The sequence below is a fragment of the Streptomyces olivaceoviridis genome (genome assembly GCF_014650115.1).
Lineage (GTDB): Bacteria > Actinomycetota > Actinomycetes > Streptomycetales > Streptomycetaceae > Streptomyces > Streptomyces olivaceoviridis.
The window spans coordinates 1-25,265 of record NZ_BMUI01000054.1; the positions used below are offsets into that span (position 1 = coordinate 1).

The window sequence follows — 25,265 nt, forward strand, 5'->3', positions numbered from 1 at the left end:
GTGAACTCCGGCTCGTTGCTCCTGGCCAGCTGCTCCTCGGTGACGTCGGCGTCCGCCATCTGCTGGTCGGTCTTCCGCGGGCCCTCCGAGAAGTCCGTGACCTCGGGCGGCTGTTGCCGTGGTGTCGCGTCCGCGGCACTCGGCGCACCCGGATTCGCCGGAGGCTGGTCCGGGCGCAGCGGGACGACCTGCTTCTCCTTGGCCTTGGAGGTGTCGGGGGCCGCCTTGGTCGTGGTCTCGATCTCCTTCGCCGAGGCCTTCTTGCCGTCCGTGACCTTGCCGTCGACCGCGCCCTTGACCTTCTCGGCCTTGCCGGAATCGGCGAACCTGTCCGCCTCGTCGAGGTTCTTGGGGGCCTGCGCGGCGATCGCCTCGTTGACCGCCGCGATGAAGGCCGCCTTGTCGAACGCGCCGGGCCTGGCCGCGTTCATCTTCTCCGCGTTGGCGGCCTTGCCCTGCGCCTCCTTGTCGTCGGGCGGGGCCTTCGCCGCGTCCTGGGCCGAACGGGACTCGGCGGTCGCGGGTTTGTGCTGGGCCAGTTTCTGCTTCTTGGCGGCGATGTCGGCGGTGACCCTGCGCATGCCCGGCGCCTGTGACGGCGGCGGCTTCACCGGGGCCGTGTAGCGCTGGGCCACGAGACGCGAGACGGCCGCGTTGCCGGCCGCGCCCTGGAGGCGCCGCAGACTCTGGGGGGTCAGCCCCCGCCCTGGAGACGCGGGGGGAGGCGTCCGCTCCGGCGCGGGAGCGGTGCCCGCCTGCCGCGGGGGCGGGGCGGGGCGGACTGTCGGCGACGCCTTCCGCGGGGCCGGCGTCACCGCGTCACCCGTTCGGCCGGGCGGCGGTGGGACAGCGGTGGTGGCGGCAGTGGCGTCCGCGGCATGCTCCTCAGGGTGCCGACTCCCCGCGGGCATGCCCGTGACAGGCGGTGTAGCGGCGAGGGCAGAGGGGCGTGCCCGATGGGGAAGGGACGTGGACTGCCCCTTCGGGCACGGCGTTCTGTACGCCGGTGCGGCCGAAAGCCCCTCTACGCGGATCGTCCGCCCGGGAACAATCGCTGTCGTTTCCCCGGTCAAGGAGAGTGGTATGCCGTCGTACCTGTCCCCGGGTGTCTACGTCGAAGAGGTGGAATCCGGGTCACGGCCGATCGAGGGGGTCGGGACCTCGGTCGCCGCCTTCATCGGGTTCGCGCAGAAGGGCCCGTTCAACGAGCCGACGCTGATCACCAACTGGACGCAGTTCACCACTGTCTTCGGTGATTTCGTCGAGGGGACGTATCTCGCCTCCTCCGTCCACGGGTACTTCTCCAACGGCGGCGGTATCTGCTACGTGATACGGATCGGCGAACCGGAGGGAGAGCGGGACGAGACGGGTGCGGGAACGGCGCGGGAGTTCGCCGCGGGGCCCACGGCGCGGCTCGGACCGTATGCCGTCAAGATGTTGCCCGGTGTCACAGGGGAGATCACCGTCGAGGTCGCCGATCCCGAGGGCGAGGACCCGCCGCAGGACGTCTTCACCCTGATCGTCAAGCGGGACGGGGTGGTCGCCGAGACGTATCCGTCCGTGACCACCAAGCGCAGCAAGGACAACGTGGCCACCCAGGTCAGGGCCCGCTCGCAGCTCATCCGGCTGGAGGAGTCCGGCAAGGGGGCGGCGCCCGCCCGCCCCGAGGCGCAGTCCGTGACGCTGCTCGCGGCGCCGGGAACCGGGCCGGGCGCGGGGGCCGTCGCGGTGCCCGACACGCTGTCGGCGGACGCGTACGTCGGCGACCCTGACCGGCGCACCGGGTTCGGCGGCCTGGAGGCCGTCGAGGAGGTCACGATGGTGGCCGCACCCGACCTGATGAGCGCGTTCCAGCGCGGAGCGCTGGATCTGGAGACGGTCCTCTCGGTGCAGCGGGGACTGATCACCCACTGCGAGGCGATGGGTGACCGGATCGCCATCCTCGATCCCCCGCCCGGACTGAGCCCGCGTCAGATCAAGACCTGGCGGGAGGAGACGGCGGGGTTCGACTCCAAGTACGCGACGCTCTACTACCCGTGGATCAAGGTGTTCGACCCGGCCGTGGGCCGCGACGCCTTCGTGCCCCCGAGCGGGCATGTCGCGGGTGTCTGGGCGCGCAACGACGAGACACGCGGGGTGCACAAGGCGCCGGCGAACGAGGTGCTGCGCGGCGCGGTCGGGTTGCAGACGCAGATCACCAAGGGCGAGCACGACCTTCTGAACCCCATCGGGCTCAACTGCATCCGTGCGTTTCCCGGCCGGGGTATCCGGGTGTGGGGCGCGCGCACGCTCGCCGACGACACGTCGTGGCGGTATCTCAACGTACGGCGGCTCTTCAACTACCTGGAGGAGTCGATTCTGGCGGGCACCCAGTGGGTGGTCTTCGAACCGAACGACGACGCGCTGTGGGCCCGTATCCGGCGCACCATCTCGGCGTTCCTGGTCAACGAGTGGCGCAAGGGCGCTCTCTTCGGGCTGACGCCGGACGAGGCCTTCTACGTGAAGTGCGACCGCGAGACCAATCCTCCGGAGTCCATCGAGGCGGGCCAGGTCATCTGCGAGGTCGGGGTGGCCCCGGTCAAGCCGGCGGAGTTCGTGGTGTTCCGGCTCGCGCAGTTGTCAGCGGGGTCGGGCGGGATCGACGAGTGACGGTGGGTGCTGCGAGGGCCCTCACGACGGACGGATTCTAGGAGGCTTGCATGCCGCTCCCCGAGCTCGACAGTTCCGTGGGACATTCCTTCGGCCTTGAGTTCGACAGCGTCCTCATCAAGCAGATCACCGAGGTCAGTGGTCTGAAGATGGAGCAGGACGTCATCGAGTTGAAGCAGAACACGGCCGACGGGAAGTACGCGATCAAGAAGTTGCCCGGCCGTCCCAAGGCCGGTGAGGTCACCGTCACCCGCGGTCTGACGGAGGACAACAGCTTCGAGCGATGGATCAAGGATTCCCGGTTCGGGAAGATGGTCAACGCCCGCCGCAACGGCTCGATCATCGTCTACGACTACGAGGGCATCCCGATCAAGCGCTACAAGCTGATCAACGCATGGCCCAAGTCGCTGGAGATCAGCACGCTCAAGGCGGGTGACACCTCCGTGCTGACGGAGAAGCTGTCGATCACCTACGAAAGCGTGGAAGTCGACTGATGCGGCGTACGATCACGGCGTCCGCCCCCACCGGCACGGAAGCGGACGGCAGCGGGCCGGCCGACACACTGCGTACCGAGTTCCCCTTCGAGCTGCCACGCGGATACGTGGACGAGTCCGGGACCGTGCACCGCGGCGGGGTCATGCGGCTGGCGACCGCCCGCGACGAACTGGTACCGCTGCGGGACGACCGGGTCCGGGAGAACTCCGCTTATCTGTCGGTGGTGCTGATCTCACGGGTGATCGTGCGCCTCGGCACGATCGAGGACGTCCACCCCGGCGTCGTCGAGGACCTGTTCGCCTCCGACCTCGCCTTCCTCCAGGACTTCTACCGCCGGATCAACGCCGAGGGGCACACCCGCGCCGCGGTCACCTGCCCCGCGTGCCGGGAGAACTTCGCGGTGGACCTGTCCGGTGGTGGTCGCCTGGGGGAATCATGACGTACGCGGCCGACCGGATCCACGAGGAAGTCGCGTACCTCGCCTACCACTTCCACTGGTCCCTCGACCAGATCCTCGATCTCGAACACCCGGACCGGCTGCGGTACGTCGAGTACGTCGCCCGCCTGAACGAGCGGTGACGGCGATGGGATGGCTTTCCTGGCTCACCGGTGGGCGTGGTCGCGGCGAGGGCGCGCAGCGCCCTGCGTCGCGGAGCACACCGGAGACGGGCGGTCCCCCCGCGCACGCCCCGGGGTGGCGTGAGGTGCCGCCACTCCAGCGTACGGTGGACCCTCCCGCCCTGGTGACGGATCCGGCGGGGTTCCGCGGTTCCCTGGGCACTTGGCGGGACGCGTCGTTCCTCAGCCCGCTCGGCCATCTGGTGAGTCCTCAGGCGCCGTCCGGGCTGGGCCACGGGCTGGTGGCGCCGAGCGCGTCCGCAGAGGTGCCGACGGTGAGCCGTGAGGTGTCCCCGGCTGCCCGGGGCGCGGCGGCGGCGAAGAGTGGAACGCGGCTCCCGGTCGTTCCGTTGCAGCGCGCGGTGGACGGGGGTGGGTTCGACGGCCCGCCCACCCCGCACGACGCGGGCGGCGGCGTCACGGTGGAGACGTCCGCGCCACTGGTCTCGGCCGTGCCCCCGGACATGCCGCTGCGTCAGCTGGCGCGTGTGCCGGTCGAGGGACCGCGGCCGGGTGCCCGAACGGGTGGCCCCCCGGCACCGTCCGCACCGGCGTCCGCGTCGCCGCCGGTCCAGCGGGCCGTGGAGCCGGGCTCCGCACGCCCGCACGGCTTCGGTCTGGGAGAGCCGTTGGCCGAGCTGCCGCCCACGGCCCAGCGCAGGCCCGCCGCGAGCACCAGTGGTCCCCTGGCACCGGACGAGCCCGGCGCCGCCCTGCCGGACCCGCCGTCCCGGCCGCTGCTCGCCGACGACCCGCTCGTCGTGCGTGCTGCGGACACTGGCCCGGCACCGGAACCGGAACCGGCCGTCACCGCCACCACCACGCCCGTACGGATCCAGCGGGCCACGGCCGCCGGAACGCCGGTGGCCGCCGAACCGGCCCCGGCGGCGGGGCCGGTGGTGCCGCTCGTCGCGCAGCGGCAGGTGCCGCTCTTCTCCCGGGTGCTGCCCCCGGGAGCCGAGGGCGCGCCGGAATTCCGCGGGGGCGAGGCCGAGGCGCGCGTCGTACCGCTGCGGTGGTCCTCCGGGACCGACGACGGTCCGGCGGCGACAGCGGGAGCGGACCCGGCCCGCGCCGAGGGGACACCGTCCAGGTCCGCTCCGGTGCCGTCGGCCCAGCGGACCGTCGCTCCGTCGGCCGCTCCCCCGCCCAGGGCCGCACGGGAGCCGTCCCCTCCCGGGTCCGGCCCGGTGCCGGATGCGGGCGCGGTGGCCGTCGCCGCAGGGGTGGCACAGCGTAGGGCCGACGGCTCGGTGGTGTTCCACCCGCCGTCCGTGCCGTCCGCACGTCCCGCGCCGCCGTACGGTCCGCGGCCGGCCTCGGTGCCGCTCCCCCCAGCCGTCCAGCGCATGCCGTCCGCCCCGTCGTCCGGGGTCGTCCAGCGTGACGCGACCGGTTCCGAGCCGCCTCCCCCGGATCCGCCCGGCCCGCCGGCTCCGTCCGCCGAGCCGTCGCCCGAGCCCCTTCCCGAGAGCTCGGGCGCCGCATCCTCCGCCGCCCAGGAGAGGCCCGGGGAACAGGCCCACGGCGCGGCGCCCGGCGGCTCCGGGCACGGTGCTCCGAACGTGGACGACGCACTGGTCCGCGCCCTGTTCGCACCGCTGAGCCGGCTGCTGAAGGCGGAGTTGCGGCTGGACCGGGAACGGGCCGGCCATCTGATCGACACCAGGCACTGACGAGTGCGGAGAGGAGGGGTACGGCATGGCCGTGACCGATGACCCCGCGGTCAGCGTCTGCTTCGTCGTCACCGTGGACGGCATCGAACTGGGCTCGTTCAACACCTGCGAGGGCCTGGGCTGCGAGGTGGTGCTCGAACAGCGCGAGGAGGGCGGCAACAACGGCCACGTGTGGCAGCTGCCGACCCGCCTGAAGTACCCGAACGTCAAGCTGTCCAGGCCGCTGACCCGGGACACCGAGAAGGTGGCCAAGTGGTTCGCGAGCATGACCACCGGCATCAAGCGCAGGACGGCGCACATCGAGGCGCGTACCGGCGACGGCCGCAAGGTGGCGCAGTGGGGGCTGCTGGAGGTGGTGCCGGTGCGCTGGACCGGCCCCTCGTTCAACCCGGAGTCCCCCAAGGTGGCGACGGAGACCATCGAGATCGCCCACCACGGCTATGTGATGGAGGGCTGAGCGGTGAGTTCGCCGGTGGCGTTCAGCGCGGCGGGCGCGGGGACGAGGGCCGCCCAGGGGGGCGGGGCCCGGCCCAAGCTGGAGCACGCGTACCTGGAGCTGCGCACCCCGCCGCCGGGCGGCAGTCTGACACCGGGCGCGCCGTGCGGACGGATCGACTTCCAGTTCAACCCCAAGGAGCTGTCGCTGGCCAAGGCGGCGGCCTGGAAGCGGACTCCGGCGAAGGGGGCGAAGAGCGCGGGGCCGCCCGAGTACCAGGGGCCGCAGCCCAGCAAGCTCACCGTGGAGATGTTCTTCGACGCGAGCGACACCCAGGACACCAGCGTGGTGGCCGCCGTCGAGAAGCTGTTCGCCTGCTGTGTGCCGACGAGTGAGACGCGGCAGCGGCAGCGTGCCTCGCCGCCGTGGGTGGTCTTCCACTGGGGCGGCCTCACCGGCTTCCCCGGCTACGTCAGCCAGGTACAGGCGAAGTACACCCTGTTCACCACCTCGGGGGTGCCGATCCGCGCGGTGTGCCAGGTCACCATGGAGGAGATCACCGGGGAGACCCCCGGTCAGAACCCCACCTCGGGAGCGCTGCACGCGCGCCGTGTGCACCGGGTGCGCGCCGGCGACACGCTGGCGTTGCTGGCCTGGCGGGAGTACGGCGACCCGGCGGCCTGGCGGACGATCGCGGAGGCGAACGGGATCGACGACCCGATGCGCCTGCCCGAGGGGCGCGAGCTGCTGCTGCCCGCGCTGGACGAACTGGAGCGCGGCAGTGACGGCGGCGACGGACACGACGGGGGTCGGTGAGGCCGGTCATGGTCAATCAGAGCGTCGCCAAGGTGCTGGTGGTGGAGTTCGACGGCCGTCCGCTGCCGCCGGCCGTGGCCAACACCCTGGTCGAGGGGTACGTGGACGACAGCCGCACGTTGCCGGACCTGTTCGTGCTGCGTTTCCGTGACCCCGGTCGGGTGCTGCTGGAGCAGACGGGGGTGCGGATCGGCACCCGGGTGCGGCTGCTGGCCGGCGCCGGTGGAGGTCCGTCACCGCGGCCGCTGTTCACCGGGAGCGTGACGGCGCTGGAGGTGGAGATCGATGACACGGGCACGTTCACGGTGGTGCGGGGGCTGGACGATTCGCACCGCCTCCTCCGCGGCCGTCGGGTGGCCAGCTACCAGAACATGACGCTCGCCGACATCTGCGTGCGGGTGGCGCGGCGGGCGGGGCTGCAACCGGGCACGGTGGAGGTGGCGGGCCCCGTGCTGGAGCACGTGGCCCAACCGAACGTCAGCGACTGGGAGTTCCTGCGCTCGATGGCCGAGGAGGCGGGTGCCCAGATCCATGTGGCGGACGGTCGGCTGCACGTCGTCAGGCCCACGGGGGCGAGTGCCGCTCCGGACACGTCCGCGCGCGCCGACCGCGATCCCCTGGTCCTGGAGATGGGTGACAACCTGCTGCGCTGCCGGGCCGGGGTGTCCGCCGCCGAACAGGTGTCGGCGGTCGAGGTGCGGGGGTGGGACGTGAGGGCCAAGCAGCCGCTGGTCGGCCGCGCCGACGCCGGCGGGACGGCGACGCTGGAGCTGGGGGTGACGGCGGCCGAGGTGGCGCGGCCGTTCGGCGAGGCGGACTTCGTGGTGTCGGACGTGCCGTACGAGAACCAGGCCCGGGTGGACCAGGCGGCGAAGGCCCTCGCCGCGCGGATCGCGGGGTCGTTCGCCGAGCTGGAGGCGGTGATCCGGGGCAATCCCGAGGTGCGGGCGGGTGGCGCGGTCGCTCTGGCCGGGGTGGGCGCGCCCTTCGAGGGCCGGTACACGGTGACGTCCTCCCGGCACGTGTTCGATCCGGTCCGCGGCTACGAGACCTGGGTGACGGTCTCCGGGCAGCAGGAGCGTTCGCTGTTCGGGCTGACCGGCGGCGGTCCGGGGGGCGGCGCCGGTGGGGGCTCGCGGTGTTCCGGGCTGGCGAACGGCACGGTGACGGACACCAAGGACCCGGAGGGTCTGGGCCGGGTCAAGGTGCGGTTCCCCTGGCTGTCCGACGAGTACGCGAGCGACTGGGCGCGGACCGCGCAGTCGGGCGGTACCGGAGGCGGGGAGGCGTTCATCCCCGAGGTCGGCGACGAGGTGCTGGTCGGGTTCGAACAGGGTCGTCTGGACCGTCCCTACGTGCTCGCCGCGCTCTACAACGGCCAGGACAGGCCGGGGCAGGCGCAGGGCGGACAGCCACAGGCCGGAGGCCAGGGCGGCCAGGGCGGCCAGGGGGACGGTCAGGAGGCGGAAGCCGTCGACCCCACGAGCGGGGCCGTCAACAAGCGCGCGTTCGGCTCGCGCGGCGGAAACAAGCTGGAGCTGCTGGACGCCGCGAACGGCCCGCAGGGCGTACGGCTGGTGACGGGCGACGGCAAGCTGAGGATCAACCTCGACCGCAGGGGCACCACCATCGTGGTGCACAGCGACGGCACGGTGGAGATCGAGGCGAGAGAGCAGGTCTCGATCAAGGCGGGCAGCGGCGTCGCGCTGGACGCGGGCAACGGCACCCTGGAGCTGAGCGGCGACTCGGTGAAGCTCACGGCCCGCACCGGGGTCCAGGTGGACGGCGGCACCGGAGAGGTGCGGTTGTCCACGGGTGGCGCGGTGGAGGTGCGGGGCGGCCAGGTGTCGGTGAACGGCAGCAGCCGCACCGAGCTCCGCGGCGGCAACACGCTGACCGTCAACGCGCCCATGGTGCGCATCAATTGAACGGCACGGCACAGACAGGCACGGCACCGGACGGATCAGGACCAGGCAGGGGGCACAGCACATGCCAGCAGCCGCACGCGTCGGCGATCCCACCGGGCATCCCGGGGTGATCGGCCCGCCCGGAGAGCCCACGGTGCTGATCGGCGGGCGGCCCGCGGCGACGGTGGGCACCACGCACCAGTGCTCCTCGCCCGCCGCGCACGCCCCGAGCGTCCTCGCCCCGCCCGGTAGTTCCACGGTGCTCATCGGCGGCCGGCCGGCCGTCCGGGTGGGCGATGCGGCGGGCTGCGGCTCGCCGGTCACGTCCGGGTGCCCGAGCGTGCAGATCGGAGGGTGAGGCATGGGCCGGCAGTTCATCGGCGCGGGCTGGGCGTTTCCGCCGCGTACGGACGCCACCGGCAGCGTCGCGCTCGTCCGGGACGAGCGCGAGATAGAGGAGTCGATCCGGCTGATCCTGGCCACCTCTCCCGGTGAGCGGCCGATGCGCCCGGAGTTCGGGTGCGCGCTCGGCGACTACGTGTTCGCACCCGCCGATGCCGGCACGGCCGGACAGCTGGCCTACGAGGTGCGGCTCGCCCTGGAACGGTGGGAGCCGCGCATCGAGGTGGCGGAGGTCGCCGTACGCTTCGACGAGGCGGACGACGGGGTGCTCTACATCGACATCGGGTACACGGTGCGGGGCACCAACGACCCACGCAACCTGGTCTTCCCGTTCTACGTGATCCCGGACGACGAGGGGTCCGCATGACGCTCCCCAGTCCCAACCTGGACGACCGGCGCTTCCAGCAGCTGGTGGACGAGGCCAAGCGGCTGGTGCAGCAGCGCTGCCCCGAGTGGACCGACCACAACGTCTCCGATCCCGGAGTCACGCTGATCGAGGCGTTCGCCACCATGGTCGACCAGCTCGTCTACCGGCTGAACCGGGTGCCGGACAAGAACTACCTGGCCTTCCTGGACCTCATCGGGGTGCGGCTGTATCCGCCGACGGCCGCACGCACCGAGGCCACGTTCTGGCTGTCCGCGCCGCAACCCGACACCGTGCGCGTCGCGGCCGGAACCGAGGTGGCGACGGTGCGCACCGAGACCGAGGAGGCGGTGGTGTTCACGACCGGCCGGGACCTGTCGGTCGTACCGTGCGCGCTCTCCCAGCTCGCCACCTGGCCGGCCGTCGGCAATGCCGCCGACCGGTCGCAGGAGCTGGCCCTCGGCCGCGACGTGCCGTGCTTCAGTCGCACGCCCACACCCGGGGACTGTCTCTACGTGGGGCTGTCCCGACCGGTGCCCCGCTGCGCGGTGGTACTGCGCCTGGACTGCCGGGTGGACGGCGTCGGTGTGGACCCCCGCCGCCCGCCGCTGGTCTGGGAGGCGTGGGACGGCGCCGCCTGGGCACCGTGCGAGGTCGAGAAGGACGACACCGGCGGGTTCAACAAGGCCGGGGAGGTCATCCTGCACGTGCCCGCCGCGCACACCGCCTCGGTGGTGGCGGGACACTCCGGCGGCTGGCTGCGCTGCCGTCTGGTGGAGGCCGCGGCGGACCAGCCCGCCTATGTGGCGTCCCCGACAGTCCGCCGGGCGAGCGCGTTCACCATCGGCGGCACGGTGGAGGTCGCGCACGCCGAGACCGTCGTGGAGGAGGTCCTGGGCCTGTCGGAGGGGGTGCCGGGGCAGGGTTTCCGGGTGGCCCGGCCGCCGGTGGTGGCGGGCGAGGCGCCGTTCGTGGTGGAGGTCGCCGAGGGCCAGGGCTGGGTGGAGTGGACGCGGGTGGACGACTTCGCGCACTCCACGCCCTATGACCGCCACATCACTTTGGACCCCAACTCGGGCCAGGTGGACTTCGGGCCCGCCGTGCGGGAACCCGACGGCACCCTGCGGCTGTACGGAGCGGTGCCGCCGAAGGGCGCTCCGGTGCGGGTGCGGTCCTACCGTACGGGCGGCGGACGGCGGGGCAACGTGGCCCGGGGTGCGCTGCGTGTGCTGCGCAGTTCGCTGCCGTTCGTGGCGCGGGTGGAGAACCGCCGTCCGGCGCTGGGCGGGGTGGACGGCGAGACGGTGGAGAACGCGCGGGTGCGGGGACCGATGGCGCTGCGCACCCTGCACCGGGCGGTGGTGCCACACGACTACGAGCTGCTGGCGCGTGAGGTGGCGCCGGACGCCGCCCGCGTGGCATGCGTCCCGGCGAGGCCGGCCGAGGGCGGGCAGTCGCCCGAACAGGGGTCCGGGGTACGGCTGTTGGTGGTACCGGCCGGTGGCGACGACAAGCAGGGCCGGATCCGCTTCCAGGAGCTGATCCCCCCTCAGGACACCCTGGCGATGATCGCGTCGTACCTGGACGAGCGGCGTCCGATCGGCACCCGGCTGGTCGTGGAGCCGCCCTACTACCAGGGCGTCACCGTGGTCGCCTCGGTGGTGCCGGGCCGCGGGGTGGCGGCCGACCGGCTGCGGGAGGCGACGCTGGCCGCCCTGTACGGCTACTTCAACCCGCTGTCCGGCGGCCCGGAGGGGAAGGGCTGGCCGTTCGGCCGGCCGGTGCACTCCGGGGAGGTGTTCGCGGTGTTGCAGCGGGTGCCCGGCGTCGACCTGGTCGAGGACGTACGGCTGTTCCCGGCGGACCCGCTCACCGGAGAGCGTGGCGAGGCCACCACGAAGATCGAACTCGACCGTCACGCACTGGTGTTCAGCTATGAACACCAGCTGCGGGTGAGGGAGGCGTGAGTGCGCGGAACACTTCCCGGACTGCCGACACCGCACCCCCTGCTGCACCAGCTGCCCGCGGTCTACCTGGACCAGCCCTTCGTCGCGGGGTTCCTGAGCGCGCTGGACGAGGTGCTGGCACCCGTGCTGCTCACTCTGGACAACCTGCCCGCACACCTGGACCCGCGCACCGCGCCCGAGGACCTGCTGGCCTGGCTGGCGGGTTGGGTGGCGGCAGAGGTGGACGGGGAGCGGCCGGTCGACCGGCGCCGCGCCGCGGTGGCCGGTGCGGTGGCCCTGCACCGGCAGCGGGGTACCCGGGCGGGGCTGGCCGCGGCGATCCGGGCGGAGACGGGCGTCGAACCGGAGATCAGCGAGAGCGGCGCCACGTCCTGGTCCAGTGAGCCGGGGTCGGCACTGCCCGGTTCGGCACGGCCCTGGGTACGGGTACGGCTGCGGCTGCCGGACGCACAGGCCCTGGCACCGACCCGGGCACGGCTGGAGAAGCTGATGGCCGACGAGGTGCCCGCGCATGTCGGGTACGAGGTGGAGGTCCTGACGGCGGAGGAGGCGGGCGCGTGATGGTCTGCCCCGACTGCGGCCACCGCAATGTGCCCGGTACCCGCTTCTGCGCGTCCTGCCAGGCGTTCCTGGACTGGGCGGACCAGGAGCAGGGCGGGGAGCCGTCCCCCACCACGGGCCCGGCCACGCCGCGGCCCCCCGAGGCTCCCCTCTCCGCGACGCCCGGGCCCGAGGCCCCCACCGTGGCCGCGGCGGCGCCGCCCCCGCCCGCCCACCCGCCGGCCACGCCGTCCGCCACGCCGTCCGCTGTCGTCCCACGGCGGCCCGACGACCCACCGCACCACCCGGGTGAGGCGCCGGCCCACCACACCGGCACACCCGCGGCCCCGCCGCCCCGGATGCCGCCGCGGCCGGACGCTCCGCCGCGGCGCCACGGCCGCCCCTGCCCGAGCTGCCGTGCGGAGAACCCACAGGAACGGCGGTTGTGCGTACGCTGCGGGACCCTGCTCGACCCCACGCGGCCCCCCGACCAGGCTTCCCGGCCGCCGTGGTGGCGCCGGATCCTGCCGAGCCGCGATCCGCGCCCGCCGGCCGCCGGGGACCGGCCCAGGCTCCGGGTGTGGCGCCGGCCGCGACTGACACTGCCGGCGTTCCTGATCGTCCTCGTCGTCGTGGCATGGCTCGCCCGTGCCCAGCTGACCGAGCTGTTCACCTTCGCGCAGGACAGCACCGGCGACCCGAAGCCCCTGCACCCCGCCCACGTGCGCGCCTCCAGCCAGGCGTCGTCCCACCGGGCGCAGGCGGCCTTCGACGGCTTCAACAACCGCTACTGGGCACCGGCCGCCCGGGGCTCCGGTACGGGTCAGTACCTGGAAGCCGACTTCGAACACCCGGTACGGATGCGGCAACTGCTGGTCACTTCCGGGATTTCGACGAAGCCGGACGAGTTCCTCAGCCAGGCCCGGCCGTCGGAGATCACCGTCACCCTCGTCTCCTCGCGGGGCGAGCACACCACCAAGAACCTCAGTCTCAACGACGCACCCGGCCAGCAGAGCTTCGAGGTCCAGGGAGCGGATGTGACGCGGGTACGGCTGACGGTGGACGCCGCGTACGGCACCCGGCCGGACCGCCGGGTGGCCATCGCCGAGGTGGAGTTCTTCGGCCGCCAGTGACGCATGAGGAGAGTCCTGAGGGAGCAGACGACTCCGTAGGGCACCCGTGAACCATTGGACAGCTGCGCCCTCGCCGTACGCACCATCCCCGATCACAGCGTCGGTACAGCCCCGCACACCGCCAAAGGGGCTGGAAAACCGGGGCGCGGCGGGCTCCCCTGCCATGTCATGATCCTGACGCGTCGGAGCTGCCGACGCGTCAGTGCGTTCCCACACCCTGGGGGTAGCAATGAGACTGTTCTCCGCTGGACGCCCGGTACGTCTCAGATCCGGCGCCGCCATCGCGGTGGCGGCCGGTCTGCTGACTGCCGGCCTCGCCGCGCCGGCGTTCGCTGACGACGATCCGCCGCAGACCGACCAATTGTGGATCAACGAGCCGTACAAGCAATCGCTGCCGCTCGCCACCGACGGCGGTCAGCCACAGTCCCGCACCCTCGGCGTCGGCATCTACCACGACAACGAGAACTTCACGGTGACCGACGGCAAGCTCACCGTCGATGTCTCCGGCCTCGCGGGGGTCGCCGAGGTGACCTGGCCGGACAACTGCACGCCGAGCGGTACGAGCGCGGTGTGCGGCATCCCCGTGGTGCCCGCGATCGGAGGCGACTACGAGGACCAGGTGTTCCTGACGGTGCGCGCGGCCGACCACGCCGAAGCCGGTGCGCAGGGCAGGATCACCTACGAGGCGACGGCCACCGGCGGCCCCGACGGCACGCTCACCGCGCCGCACGAGAGTTTCGAGACCACGCTCACCGTCGGCGCCGGGCCCGACCTCGTCATCGACCCCGTCGCCGACATCGAGGACGGTCAGCCCGGCGACGAGCGGACGATCCCGTTCAAGGTCACCAACAAGGGCAACGAGAGCGCGAACGGGGTCTCCGTCAAGCTGTACGCCTCGTACGGCCTGACGGATCTGACCCGGTACGACGCGTGCACCTACACCACGACGAACAGCGACGACTACGCACCTTCGAACAAGGCGATCTGCACCTTCGACCAGGTGCTGGCGCCGGGCGACTCCTTCGAGCTGCCCGAGCCGCTGACGGTGCGACTGGCCCCGCACGCACTGAGGGAGCGGCTCGACATCGATGTCGAGCCGGGCGACGGCGCCCAGGACCTCGACTCCGAGAACGACTACGCGGTCCTCCAGATCGGCGCGGACAGCACGGCGGACTTCTCCGTGACGGGTGACGCGATCTCCGGCGCGGCCGGCCAGACGGCCACGGCCGAGCTCACGTTCAAGAACAACGGCCCGGCCTGGTTCGGCAACCTCGGCTCCGGCGACCCGGTCGCCGAGGTCCGGCTGATCGTGCCCCGGGGCACCACAGTCACCGGCGTACCGTCCGGCTGCCACCCGCGCACCCTCTCCGGCGGCTACTACCCGAACCAGAAGGGCGCCCCGCGCTACGACTGCGACATGCCGTACTGGGTGCTGGAGAACACCCAGCGCACCTTCGCCTTCTCCGTGCGCGTCGACACCGTCGTCCCCGGCGCCACCGGCGCCGTGAGCATCCACCCCCCGTACGGCGAGTTCGGCCAGTACCCCTTCACATTCGACCCCGACCTCACGAACAACACGGCGGTCCTGACCGTCAACTGACCAGCCCGCTGGTGCCGAGCAGCCGTCCGAGCGGCTGCTCGGCACCAGCGTCGGACCAGATAACACGTAACACGTGCAGGCTGTATCAGAAATGAGGTGCACAGGTTCGATGAGCTAGCCTTTTGTAAGCGCCGGCCATCGCCGGGCGAGCAATGTAGGAAATCCTCCGGGAATCCGCTTGCCACGTTTATTTCGCGGACCGCCTGAGATATCCTTGAGAATTATGGTGCATGCTGGTCCAGGCAGAGTCGTTTCCGCCGGCGCCGGTCGTCATCGGGCAGCTGAGTCGCCATGATCTGGGAAATAGTCGCCCTGGGTTTCGTGCTCAGTCTCGACAATCTCCGAGTATCGATCGCGCTCGGCACGCTCCCCTTCGGTTTGAAGCGCGCGGTGCAGGTCGCGCTGACCTTCGGGCTGTGGGACGCGGTCATGCCCCTGGTCGGGATGTTGATCGGTCACCAGATCGGGGAGTCCATCGGAGGCGTCGCCGATGTGGTGGGCGCGGCCGCGCTCGGCGGGTACGGTCTCTACCTCGTCATCTCGTCCCTCCGGAACCCCGAGCCGGACGAGCTGGACCACCCGTGGGCGTTGTTCGGCATCCCGTTGACACTGAGCCTGGACAACTTGCTCGCCGGGGCGAGCCTGGGAGTCCTTGGGCTCTCGCCGTGGTCCTCGGCCGCCGTCTTCGGCGGCATGACGGCGGTGTTGTCGCTGCTCGGGCTGCAACTCGGGCGGGCCGCGGCACGCCTCATCCGGATCCGCTCGGACCTGATGAGCGGGGTCACCTTGATCATCGCCGCCGGGACGCTGCCGTTGTGGCTCGGCAACTGACCCGCGAGTCGGCATGGAGGGCCTCGACCGCCCGGGCGACCAGGTCGTGGTCGGGCGACAGGTAACAGACCGGGTCGGTGCGGGCGGCGTCGCCGGTGAGCAGGAACGCCTGGCAGCGGCACCCGCCGAAGTCCACCTCCCGCCGGGGGCAGCTCCGGCAGGGTTCCGGCATCCAGTCGGTCCCGCGGAACGCGGTCATCACGGGGGCCTCGGCCCAGATCCGCTCCAGCGGGTCCTCCCGCACACTGGCCCGCGGCAACGGCAGGGACTGGGCGGCCGGACAGGGCAGGACGTCGCCGTTCGGCGTCACGGTCAGCTGCCGGGAAGCCCAGCCGCCCATGCAGGGCTTCGGGTAGCGGCTGTAGTAGTCGGGGATGACGTAGATGATGTCCATACGGTCCCGCAACCGCTCGACGGCGGCCCGTACGACGGCCTCGGCCGCTTCGAGCTGGGCCCGGCTCGGCAGCAGCGCGGCCCGGTTTCGCCAGGCCCAGCCGTAGTACTGGGTGTTGGCCAGCTCCACCCGGTCCGCGCCCACCTCCTCGGCCAGGGCGAGCACGTCGGCGACGCGGTCGATGTTGTGCCGGTGCAGCACCACGTTCACCGTGAGCGGCCAGCCCAGCTCCTTGACCACGCCCATCGCCTCGATCTTGCGCCGGAAGGACGGGATCCCGGCGATCCGGTCGGACACGGTCGGCTCGTCAGCCTGGATGCTGATCTGTACGTGATCCAGACCGGCGGCCCGCAACTGCTCGGCCCTCGGACGCGAGAACCCGAGGGCGCTGGTGATGAGGTTGGTGTAGAGGCCCAGGGCATGGGCGTGCGCGACGAGCCGCACCAGGTCGCGCCGCAGCAGCGGTTCCCCGCCGGACAGGTGGCACTGGAGAACTCCCAGGTCCTCGGCCTCGGTCAGCACCCGCAGCCACTCGTCGGTGGTCAGCTCGTCCTGATAGCCGGCCAGGTTCAGCGGGTTGGAGCAGTAGGGGCAGGCCAGCGGGCAGCGGTAGGTCAGCTCGGCGAGCAGCCCGAGGGGGCTAGCCATCGGTGAGCTCCACCCAGCGCCGGGCGACGAGCCGGGCCAGGAACTGCCTGACGTCGTCATCGGGGACGGTCTCGTAGCGCGCGCCCAGCTCGTCCACGATCTCGGCCACGGTGTGCCGCCCGTCGCACAGTTCGAGTATGGCCGCGCCGCTGCCGTTCAGAACCACCACCGCCTCGGGGTGCAGCAGAACCTTACGCTGCCTGGTCCGGCAGAAGGTGAGCCGGACGTGGGCCGCCAACCGGGGCCGGTCCGAGCCGGACACCCCGACGCCGGGCCGGGTCGTGCTGCTGCTCCGGGTCGTGCCGGTACGGGTCGGGTCCATGGTGCTCACTCCACGTAGGCCTGGTCGATGGCGTCCATGAGGCTCCACAGGACGTCGCACTTGAACGACAGCGCGTCGACGGCGCGCGCCTGGGACTCGGCGGAGAGGCAGTGCGCGGTGACCACCTCCAGGGCGTGCTCGCAGTCGCGGGGGGCCTGCTCCAGGCGGGTCCGGAAGTAGGCAAGGCCCTCGGGCGCGATCCACGGGTACCACCGCTCGAACGCGGCGAGCCGCGCCGCCATCAGGTCGGGCGCGAACAGCTCGGTGAGCGAGGACGCCACCGCCTCCACCCACGGCCGGGTCCGGGCGAAGTTCACGTAGGCGTCGACGGCGAACCGCACCCCCGGTACCAGGTGCCGGTGGTCCCGGACCTCCTCACGGGTCAGCCCGGCGGCCTCGGCGAGGCGCAGCCACGCCTCGATGCCGCCCTCGCCCGCGGCAGTGCCGTCGTGCTCGACGATCCGTCGGATCCAGCGGCGACGAACCTCCGGGTCGGGGCAGTTGGACAGGATCGCGGCGTCCTTGCGGGGGATGTTCTCCTGGTAGTAGAAGCGGTTGGCCACCCAGCCCCGGATCTGCCGGCGGCTCAGCCGGCCGGCGTTCATCCGGACGTGGAACGGGTGCTGGTCGTGGTATCGCCGCGAGTGGGCCCGCAGCGTCTCGACGAAGTCGTCGGCGCCGGTTGTGATGGTTGTCGTCGTCACGCTTCTACACCTGGACCTCAAGGCCGTCCATGGCCGCTTCCATGCCGCTCACGAGAATCGTCCGCCCCACACCCGGCGAACGCGCCGTCGGGCGGTGCCGGACCTGGCCCGGCACCGCCCCTCATCCGCTAGTCCTCCAACCGAGCGAGGTACATGGTCACCTCGGCCGCGACTGTGATCTCGTCGAACTCGGGCGTCTCCCACACAGCGAGCTGAGACTCCATGGATTCACCTCCTCTCCGCCGGAATCACGGCAGGCTCCGGTCACGCGCTACGACGGTTCCGGAAGGGCGAACACGATCAGGGCGCTTCCGTGCCCCGCGCCGAGCATGCCGGGGAGGAATCCCTCGGCCCATCCGCCCCAGCCGACCGGCACGGCCACGTACTGCCTGCCGTCGACCATGTAGGTGGTCGGGCTGCTGTGGTGGCCGCTTCCGCACTGGAACTGCCACAGCAGCTCCCCGGTGCGGGCGTCGAGCGCGTTGAACTCCCCGGAGGCCTCGCCGGCGAACACCAGGTCACCGCCGGTGACCAGCGTCGAGGCACACATCGGGAGCTCGTTGCGCCAGCGCCACTTCTCCTCGCCACCCGCGTCGAAGGCGCTGATGGACCCCGCCATGTCCTCGATGTCCACCTGAACGCCCGCGCCCCAGTAGGGAATGCTCTCCTTGAACTCCCGGCGCCGCCGGGTGGCCGTGGCACCGGTGTCCTGGACCGGGACGTAGAAGAGCTCGGTCTTCGGACTGTAGGCCGCATGGGTCCATTCCTTGGCACCGGCCGGACCCGGGTAGAAGTGGACCGGTTCTCCCTCCTTGTCCGGGTACACCTTGGCCGTCACCTGACCGTCCCTCGTGATCGCCCCCCATGTGATGCGGTCGACGAAGGGAGTGATCCGGACCCTCTCGCCGTTCGTGCGGTCGAGGACGAAGAAGTAGCCGTTCTTGTCGAAGTGCCCGAGCAGTTTGCGCCCGTCCTGCTCGAACAGAATGCACTCGCCGATGCTGTCGTAGTCCCACACGTCGTGCGGGGTGCACTGGTAGTGCCAGCGGATCTGACCGCTGTCCACGTCCACGGCGATGATGCTGTCGGTGAAGAGGTTGTCGCCCTCGCGGACCTCTCCGTCGAAGTCGGGCGCCGGGTTGCCGGTGCCCACGTACAGCAGGTTCGTCTCCGGGTCGAAGGTGCCGGTGATCCAGCAGTTCGCCCCGCCCCGTGCCCAGGCCTCGCCGTCGGCGGGCCAGGTCTCCGAGCCGGGCTCCCCGGGCTTGGGTACCGTGTAGCAGCGCCACTGGTGCTCGCCGGTTTCGAGAGCGAACGCGTCGAGGTGGCCGCGTACGCCGAACTCGCCACCGGAACTTCCGACGATGACCATGTTCTTCACGACCAGCGGGGCGAGCGTGGCGCTCTCCCCGGCCCGGACGTCCCCGTAGGTCTTGTCCCAGACCCGCTTGCCGGTGGTGGCGTCGAGCGCGAGCACACGAGCATTCGCCGTGACGAAGAAGACCTTCCCCTGAGCCACGGCGACCCCACGGTTCACGTTCCCGCAGCACAAGGACACGTCGAAGGGGACCGCGTGCTTGTACCGCCAGATCTCCACACCCGTCTTGGCGTCGAGCGCCCAGACCCAGCCGTCCCAGCCGGAGAGGAACATGACTCCGTCGACGACGATCGGGGCGGCCTCGAACGAGTAGGTCGACGCGCCCGCGATCAGTCCGGTCGTACCGGCCTGGAAGACCCAGGCGGGGACCATGCGCTTGACGTTCTCCGTGTTGATCTGGTCCAGCGGGCTGTACCGTTGCCCGTCGTAGGCGCCGTAGTAGGTGAGCCAGTTCTGGGGTTCCTGGCGGGCGTTGAGTATGCGCTCGTAGTCGACACCGGCCACTACCGGCGGCGCGACGTCCCCGCCCGCGACCTTGCCGCTCAGGCTTCCCTGATCGACAGCCTCACCCGCGTCGACGTAGTCGGCGTAGTCGACGGTCATTTCCTCCACCTCCTGCTTCTGCCTACGGCCGCGGCTGTTCGGGACGGTCGAGGCGAGCCTCCGGCGGAGCGTCTCCCAGGACCACTATGGACCCGGTCAGACCCCGGCCCTCGTCATTGCCCGTGGGCGAGGCGAACCAGTAGTAGCCCGGACCGTCGAGGTTGAGGTGCGCGTGCCCGTGCGAATGGTTCACCAGCCAGATGAACTTCCTGTCGCCGTTGCTCGGCAGCAGTGCGCAGTGCGTGTTCTTGTCGTCATTGACGAGCTCCAGCTCGATATCGCCTCCGTGGGGCATGACCAGAATAGAAGGATCCCAGGTCAGCTCATCCGGGTGGATGCGAATGGTGGCCTTCATACGGCCGTCCGGTTCCTCGGTGGCCTGCCCGATGCTTCCGGTTCCCAGCACTTGACCCAGCGCTGCTTTGTTCTGTGTGGCCAACCCGAGCTTGTCCAGTAGGTCGGCTCGCTCGTGCGCGGTCGTCGTCATCGGGGTTTCTCTCCCCTCATCCGATTCCCTGTATTTCCCTCTTCGCGCCGCGTGGCGCCCGGCTGCAATCGGTAACTCAAGGAGCGCGCCACGCTGAATGGATAACAGCGGAAAGGATGTGAAATCTGTAGTCAAGAAACACGCTACGCCGGACGGATCACACCGACAAGGCGCGTCCTGGTGCGGGCCGACTCATGCCGTTCGGCCGCGACCATCTGCCGTTCGTCACCGATGTGCCACCGTTGAGAGCAGCCGGGCCGCACTGCGACGCGTCGATCAAGCGAGGTCGTACCGGTCGAGGTTCATGACCTTGGTCCAGGCGGCGACGAAGTCCCGCACGAACTTCTCCTGTGCGTCATCGCTCGCGTAGACCTCCGCGACGGCACGCAGCTCGGAGTTCGAGCCGAACACGAGGTCGACCCGGCTACCGGTCCACTTGACCTCGCCGGTGGCGCGGTCGCGCCCCTCGAAGGTTTCCGCATGCGCGGATGTCGGCTTCCATTCCGTGCCCGTGTCGAGCAGGTTCACGAAGAAGTCGTTGGTCAGCGACCCGGGCGCCGAGGTGAGGACACCCAGCGGCGACTGCTGGTGGTTGGCGCCCAGCACCCGCAGGCCACCCACGAGGACGGTCATCTCGGGAACGCTCAGGTCCAGCAGGTTCGCGCGGTCGACCAGCAGGTGCTCCGACGGCAGCCGGCCGGCCTTGCCACGGTAGTTGCGGAACCCGTCCGCGGTCGGCTCAAGCGCGGCGAAGGACTCCACATCGGTCCACTCCCGCGTCGCGTCCGTGCGTCCCGGACTGAAGGGGACCTGGACGTCGTGGCCGGCGGTCCTGGCGGCCTGCTCGACGGCGGCGGCTCCGCCGAGCACGATGAGGTCGGCCAGCGAGATCTTCTTGTTCCCGGTCTGGGAACCGTTGAAGGACTCCTGGATCTCCTCCAGTGTGCGCAGCACTCGTGCCAGCGTTTCGGGGTCGTTGACCTCCCAGCCCCGCTGCGGCTCAAGGCGGATGCGCGCGCCGTTCGCCCCACCCCGTTTGTCGCTGACGCGGAACGTCGAGGCCGACGCCCACGCGGTCGAGACGAGCTGGGAGACGGACAGCCCGGAGGCGAGGATCCGGCTCTTGAGCGCGGCGATGTCCGCGGCACCGACGAGCCCGTGGTCCACGGCCGGGACCGGGTCCTGCCAGAGCAGCGTCTCCCGGGGAACCAGCGGTCCGAGGTAGCGCTGGATCGGGCCCATGTCGAGGTGCGTCAGCTTGAACCAGACCCGGGCGAACGCATCCGCGAGCTGGTCCGGGTTCTCCAGGAAGCGGCGCGAGATCGGCTCGTAGACGGGGTCCGACCGAAGCGCGAGGTCCGTCGTCAGGATCGTCGGGGCGTGTGTCGTCGACGGATCGTGGGCGTCCGGCACGGTGCCGGCCCCGCCGCCGTCTCTCGGGATCCACTGCCACAGACCGGCGGGGCTCAGCTCCAGGTCCCACTCGTAGCCGAACAGGGTCTCGAAGAAGCCGTTGTCCCATCTCGTCGGGGTGGGTGTCCACGTACCCTCAAGCCCGCTGGAGATGGCGTCCCTGCCCTTTCCGGTGCCGTAGCTGCTCTTCCACCCCAGTCCCTGCTCCTCAAGGGGGGCGCCCTCGGGTTCGGGGCCGAGGCAGGCGACCGGGTCGGCCGCGCCGTGGGTCTTGCCGAACGTGTGACCGCCCGCGATCAGCGCGACGGTCTCCTCGTCGTTCATCCCCATGCGCCGGAACGTCTCGCGAATGTCCCGGGCCGCGGTGACCGGGTCCGGGACGGTGTTCGGGCCCTCCGGGTTGACGTAGATGAGGCCCATCTGGTCGGCGGCCAGAGTGCTCTCCAGCTCCCGGACGCCGCCGTGACGTTCGTCGCCGAGCCAGGCGTGCTCGGGACCCCAGTAGACGTCCTCGGCGGGCGCCCAGACGTCCGCCCGGCCACCGGCGAAGCCGAAGGTCGTGAGGCCCATCGTCTCCAGGGCGCGGTTGCCCGCGAAGATCATCAGGTCGGCCCAGGAGATCCTGCGGCCGTACTTCTTCTTCACCGGCCAGAGCAGCCGGCGCGCCTTGTCGAGATTGCGATTGTCCGGCCAGCTGTTCAGCGGCGCGAAACGCTGCATGCCGGCGCCGGCGCCACCACGGCCGTCGACGATGCGATATGTACCTGCGCTGTGCCACACCATCCGGATCACGAGCGGCCCGTAGTGGCCGAAGTCGGCCGGCCACCACTCCTGCGACGTCGTGAGCACCTCGTCGACGTCCCGCGCCAGGGCGTCGAGGTCGAGCGTCCGGAACTCCGCGGCATAGTCGAAGTCCTCGCCCATGGGGTCGGCTATGGCGGGGTGTTTCCGGAGCATCGCCAGGTCGAGCCGGTCCGGCCACCAGTCGCGGTTGCTCGGGCCCCCCATCGCGTGACTGCGGTGCCCGGCAGGGGCAGAGAGGCCGAGGCCGCCCGCGCCCCCCACGTTCATCCCGCCGTCAACGGCGTCCGCACTGTCAGACACGGGACTCTTCCTTCCGGGAACAGAGGTCGGGTCCTTCCGGGAACAGAGGTCGGGCCGGGGCACTCAGATGCCCAGCGCACGACGCACGGCCGGCGCGTGCCGCCGGGAAACCGGCACCATGGCGTTCGCCCGGTCGTCCATGACCAAGGACAGCTCGCCCTTGAGCCCGCGCTCCACCTCCCTGATGCGGCTGAGGTTGACCACATACCGGCGGTGAACCCGCAGGAAGCCGACATCCGCCAGCTCACCTTCGAGTCTGTCCAGACTCAGCGAGGTGGCTCGCAATCGCCCCCGGTCGGTGGAGAGCCAGACGTCGTTCCCCTGCGATTCGGCGAAGGAGACCTCCGGCAGCCGCAGCAGCACCATCCGGTTGTCCCGCACCGCGACCAGTCGGCGCGGCTGCGCCCGCAGATGCACGACCCGCTCCGCCTGGGGCAACTGCGCCCCGTCGGTGGCACCGAAGGAGACCAGGTTCCCGATCAGGCGTCCGGATGAGAAGACGGGCCGGATGCTGATCGATGTCGGTTCGTCGGCGAGGTGGGCGAAGATCTGCGTCGAGCCGACCCAGTCAGGATTGTGGACCGCCTGCCCAGTGGCATACCGGGCGGCAGTGATCAGTTCGGGCAGCCCGGGGTTCCATCGCAGCGTGGGGTCGACCGCCGGCGTGCATGCCGGGACCCCCAGGAGCACGCTTGCCATGTCATCGGCGATCACCACCTTGCCCGCGGTGTCGACCGCGGCGAGTGCCGCACCGGACTGTGCCCTGGCCTGGGTGTAGGCCGCGACCAACTCGGCACCGCTGTCCCGGGCGCGCCTCTTCAGGGGGCCCTGGGTCATGGCGGCCGCGTTCGCCAGCCAGCTTTCCGTCGACGCGGGAAGCCGGCTGCGCCAGCGGCAGACATTCAGGACCGCGATCGGTTCCCTGGTCACCACGTCGCGCACCGCGATGCCCGCGCCGACCCAGTCGTGAAGCACCTGGCACCAGTGCTCCGCACCCCTGATCGTCACCGGGCCGTGCGCCTCCAGCGCCGTGCCCATGCCGTTCGTGCCGACCGCGCACTCGGACCAGCAGAACCAGGGCGCCAGGTTGGGGTCGCCGGCTCTGGCGAGCGTGGCTTGGTCACCCCACTCGGCCAGGATCCGGCCGGTGGCATCGGCGACAGTGACGACGCCACCGAGGTTGCCCACTTCGTGTGCCAGGGAGGCAGCACGAAACCCCAGCTCAGCGAATACGACATCGCGCTCCGGCGTGTGGTCGAGCTCCGCGACGGCCACCGGGGCCTCTGTGAGGTGAGGATCGACCCGGTATTGCTCTCGGCAGCGATGCCAGGAGATCGCCACCAGGGGCCGGACATCCGGGACCTGATCCTCGCCCTGCACGAACCGTTCCCACGCCGCGAGCACGGTGCCGCCGTCCAGGTTCGCCGAGCCGCGCTCAAGCCGATGTACATCGCTCATGGTTCAGAACCACCCTGGTCCATCCCCGACACTCGACGGCGCGCGCACCATGCGCCGGTCGCCGCTCGTCGCGGCCGGCCCTGCGGCGGACCGGGCCCTTCGTCGCGCGTCTTCGTGCTTCGTCACTCGTTCCAGGCTGTGTCACAGACCTGCACTCCCCACCCTAGGTACCGTTGTCGGCCTGTGCACGCCCCTCTCCAGGCCACGTGCGCGATATGCCGCGTCCAGGCCGGCCGGGGTCAGCACACGCGCGGGCGAGGCACGCGGCTCACAGCACTCGGTCCACCCGGTAGACCGGCACCGGGAGCTGTCCCTGCCGATCATCGGCTTCGCCCTGCGTCCGCTGCTCCGACCCCTTCTGACTTGCATGTTTCTACGGTGTGCCGACACGTACCCGTCCCCACCGCACACGAGGAAGTGGCGCACATGGCATCCGGAACCACCACCGCCGTCCGCTGGGCCGGCCGCTACCACGAGCACGGTGAGGCCGGGATGCACGACCGTTCCAGCCGGCCCCACCGCCAGCCACGCCGCACCCCCGGCTGCCGTCGAGGCCCAGGTCGTGCGCCTGCGCCGCGAACACCGGATCGGACCGGATCGGACCGGTACGTCTGGCAGCCCGCTGCGGCATCGCCGCGTCCACCGCCCACCGCATCCAGGCCCGGCACCAGCTGCCCGCCCTGGCCATGCGGGACCGGGCCACCGGCGAACCCGTCCGCCGCCACGAACGCCGCCGCCACGGCGAACTGATCCACATCGACGTCAAGAAACTCGGCCGCATCCCCGACGGCGGCGGGCACAAAGTCCTCGGCCGGGCCGCCGGCCGCCGCAACCGCACCGGAACCGGATATGCCTACCTGCACACCGCGCTGGACGACCACTCCCGTCTGGCCCACACCGAGGACCTGCCCGACGAAACCGCCCCGATGAGCGTGGCCGTCAGCCGGTCGACGAAGACCAGGTGGTGACGGGCTCCAGTCCCTGCGGCCCGCTTCCTGACCCCGCCTCGCGCAGCATGGCGACGCCCCTCGACCCCGGCCTGCCACGGCATGGCCAACTCCCCAACCAGACAGACAAGCTGACGCCGAGAGATATCCGTGAACACCCAATGCGCGAGAACCGCCCGATTGACCATGCTCGCCACAGTCGGATCAGGCCACCTGCCAACAACGACACCGAACCCGCTGTCACGCACCAACTCGTCGGTCCGGGGTGGTTGTCCCGGGTTGGTGTGGCGGTGGGGGGTTCGTCAGGAGGGCTTGGCGGGGGCAGCGCGGGTGGGCGGTGTTGTTGCGGCGGGTGCTCTTTGCGGAGGTGATG

Annotated in this window: 23 protein-coding genes and 3 pseudogenes; 16 read left to right on the forward strand and 10 right to left on the reverse strand. The window is 71.1% G+C overall.

The window, feature by feature from the left end; all coding sequences use genetic code 11:
* A pseudogene (locus IE273_RS41455) lies at window positions 1-581 on the reverse strand (hypothetical protein); the annotation flags it as partial.
* Between the two features lie 502 nt (window positions 582-1,083).
* Between IE273_RS41455 and IE273_RS41460 the strand changes: the two are divergent.
* The 15 genes from IE273_RS41460 to IE273_RS41530 all read left to right on the forward strand — a co-directional run bounded on the left by IE273_RS41460 (window position 1,084) and on the right by IE273_RS41530 (window position 15,434).
* Window positions 1,084-2,649, forward strand: a complete 1,566-nt coding sequence (locus IE273_RS41460) for a phage tail sheath family protein (RefSeq protein ID WP_189820283.1) — start codon at window positions 1,084-1,086, stop codon at window positions 2,647-2,649.
* A gap of 50 nt (window positions 2,650-2,699) precedes the next feature.
* Window positions 2,700-3,143 carry a phage tail protein gene (locus IE273_RS41465; RefSeq protein ID WP_189820284.1) on the forward strand — a complete coding sequence of 148 codons (444 nt, stop codon included), beginning with the start codon at window positions 2,700-2,702 and terminating at the stop codon, window positions 3,141-3,143.
* Window positions 3,143-3,583 (forward strand): hypothetical protein, encoded by a 441-nt coding sequence (locus tag IE273_RS41470; RefSeq protein WP_189820285.1) that lies wholly within the window; start codon window positions 3,143-3,145, stop codon window positions 3,581-3,583. The genes IE273_RS41465 and IE273_RS41470 overlap by 1 nt, the downstream gene beginning before the upstream one ends.
* Window positions 3,580-3,723 (forward strand): DUF6760 family protein, encoded by a 144-nt coding sequence (locus IE273_RS41475; RefSeq protein WP_014671027.1) that lies wholly within the window; start codon window positions 3,580-3,582, stop codon window positions 3,721-3,723. The genes IE273_RS41470 and IE273_RS41475 overlap by 4 nt, the downstream gene beginning before the upstream one ends.
* A gap of 125 nt (window positions 3,724-3,848) precedes the next feature.
* A complete protein-coding gene (locus IE273_RS41480; RefSeq protein WP_229888108.1) occupies window positions 3,849-5,438 on the forward strand; it encodes a hypothetical protein in 1,590 nt (529 codons plus the stop codon).
* 25 nt (window positions 5,439-5,463) lie between these two features.
* Window positions 5,464-5,895, forward strand: a complete 432-nt coding sequence (locus IE273_RS41485) for a phage tail protein (RefSeq protein WP_189820287.1) — start codon at window positions 5,464-5,466, stop codon at window positions 5,893-5,895.
* Window positions 5,896-5,898: 3 nt separating this feature from the next.
* Window positions 5,899-6,690, forward strand: coding sequence for a CIS tube protein (locus IE273_RS41490; protein WP_189820288.1), 792 nt, complete (start codon window positions 5,899-5,901; stop codon window positions 6,688-6,690).
* Window positions 6,691-6,698: 8 nt separating this feature from the next.
* A complete protein-coding gene (locus tag IE273_RS41495; protein WP_189820289.1) occupies window positions 6,699-8,618 on the forward strand; it encodes a VgrG-related protein in 1,920 nt (639 codons plus the stop codon).
* Window positions 8,619-8,679: 61 nt separating this feature from the next.
* The gene (locus IE273_RS41500) at window positions 8,680-8,955 is read left to right on the forward strand and encodes a PAAR domain-containing protein (protein ID WP_189820290.1); all 276 of its coding nucleotides are present in this window, start codon (window positions 8,680-8,682) and stop codon (window positions 8,953-8,955) included.
* A gap of 3 nt (window positions 8,956-8,958) precedes the next feature.
* Window positions 8,959-9,366 (forward strand): GPW/gp25 family protein, encoded by a 408-nt coding sequence (locus IE273_RS41505; protein ID WP_014671033.1) that lies wholly within the window; start codon window positions 8,959-8,961, stop codon window positions 9,364-9,366.
* Window positions 9,363-11,330, forward strand: coding sequence for a putative baseplate assembly protein (locus tag IE273_RS41510; RefSeq protein WP_189820291.1), 1,968 nt, complete (start codon window positions 9,363-9,365; stop codon window positions 11,328-11,330). The genes IE273_RS41505 and IE273_RS41510 overlap by 4 nt, the downstream gene beginning before the upstream one ends.
* Window positions 11,331-11,891 (forward strand): phage tail protein, encoded by a 561-nt coding sequence (locus IE273_RS41515; protein ID WP_189820292.1) that lies wholly within the window; start codon window positions 11,331-11,333, stop codon window positions 11,889-11,891.
* A complete protein-coding gene (locus IE273_RS44470; RefSeq protein ID WP_444545938.1) occupies window positions 11,891-13,003 on the forward strand; it encodes an NADase-type glycan-binding domain-containing protein in 1,113 nt (370 codons plus the stop codon). The genes IE273_RS41515 and IE273_RS44470 overlap by 1 nt, the downstream gene beginning before the upstream one ends.
* A 229-nt stretch (window positions 13,004-13,232) precedes the next feature.
* Window positions 13,233-14,603: a COG1361 family protein gene (locus IE273_RS41525; protein ID WP_189820293.1), complete on the forward strand. Its 1,371-nt coding sequence runs from the start codon at window positions 13,233-13,235 to the stop codon at window positions 14,601-14,603.
* A 291-nt stretch (window positions 14,604-14,894) separates the two neighbouring features.
* Complete coding sequence (locus IE273_RS41530) at window positions 14,895-15,434, forward strand: manganese efflux pump MntP (RefSeq protein WP_189820294.1); 540 nt, start codon at window positions 14,895-14,897, stop codon at window positions 15,432-15,434.
* Here the strand turns inward: IE273_RS41530 and pqqE are convergent.
* From pqqE to IE273_RS41570, 8 genes are all read right to left on the reverse strand, one after another.
* Window positions 15,394-16,476 (reverse strand): pyrroloquinoline quinone biosynthesis protein PqqE, encoded by a 1,083-nt coding sequence (gene pqqE, locus IE273_RS41535; RefSeq protein WP_189820295.1) that lies wholly within the window; start codon window positions 16,474-16,476, stop codon window positions 15,394-15,396. The genes IE273_RS41530 and pqqE overlap by 41 nt on opposite strands.
* Window positions 16,469-16,798, reverse strand: coding sequence for a pyrroloquinoline quinone biosynthesis peptide chaperone PqqD (pqqD, locus tag IE273_RS41540; RefSeq protein ID WP_189820296.1), 330 nt, complete (start codon window positions 16,796-16,798; stop codon window positions 16,469-16,471). The genes pqqE and pqqD overlap by 8 nt, the downstream gene beginning before the upstream one ends.
* 5 nt (window positions 16,799-16,803) lie before the next feature.
* The gene (gene pqqC, locus IE273_RS41545) at window positions 16,804-17,502 is read right to left on the reverse strand and encodes a pyrroloquinoline-quinone synthase PqqC (protein WP_189820297.1); all 699 of its coding nucleotides are present in this window, start codon (window positions 17,500-17,502) and stop codon (window positions 16,804-16,806) included.
* Between the two features lie 128 nt (window positions 17,503-17,630).
* On the reverse strand, window positions 17,631-17,726 hold the full coding sequence (pqqA, locus tag IE273_RS41550; RefSeq protein ID WP_030651866.1) for a pyrroloquinoline quinone precursor peptide PqqA: 96 nt from the start codon (window positions 17,724-17,726) through the stop codon (window positions 17,631-17,633).
* A 47-nt stretch (window positions 17,727-17,773) separates the two neighbouring features.
* A complete protein-coding gene (locus tag IE273_RS41555) occupies window positions 17,774-19,483 on the reverse strand; it encodes a PQQ-dependent dehydrogenase, methanol/ethanol family (protein WP_189820298.1) in 1,710 nt (569 codons plus the stop codon).
* 22 nt (window positions 19,484-19,505) lie between these two features.
* Window positions 19,506-19,970, reverse strand: a complete 465-nt coding sequence (locus tag IE273_RS41560; RefSeq protein WP_189820299.1) for an MSMEG_3727 family PQQ-associated protein — start codon at window positions 19,968-19,970, stop codon at window positions 19,506-19,508.
* A 276-nt stretch (window positions 19,971-20,246) separates the two neighbouring features.
* A complete protein-coding gene (gene katG, locus IE273_RS41565; protein WP_189820302.1) occupies window positions 20,247-22,454 on the reverse strand; it encodes a catalase/peroxidase HPI in 2,208 nt (735 codons plus the stop codon).
* A gap of 96 nt (window positions 22,455-22,550) precedes the next feature.
* A complete protein-coding gene (locus IE273_RS41570; RefSeq protein WP_189820300.1) occupies window positions 22,551-23,945 on the reverse strand; it encodes a DNA-binding protein in 1,395 nt (464 codons plus the stop codon).
* Between the two features lie 393 nt (window positions 23,946-24,338).
* Here IE273_RS41570 and IE273_RS41575 point away from each other — a divergent pair.
* Window positions 24,339-24,883, forward strand: a pseudogene (locus IE273_RS41575) (helix-turn-helix domain-containing protein); the annotation flags it as partial.
* Here IE273_RS41575 and IE273_RS44475 read toward each other — a convergent pair.
* Window positions 24,871-25,080: pseudogene (locus tag IE273_RS44475) on the reverse strand (transposase family protein); the annotation flags it as partial. The pseudogenes IE273_RS41575 and IE273_RS44475 overlap by 13 nt on opposite strands.
* Window positions 25,081-25,265: the final 185 nt, after the last annotated feature.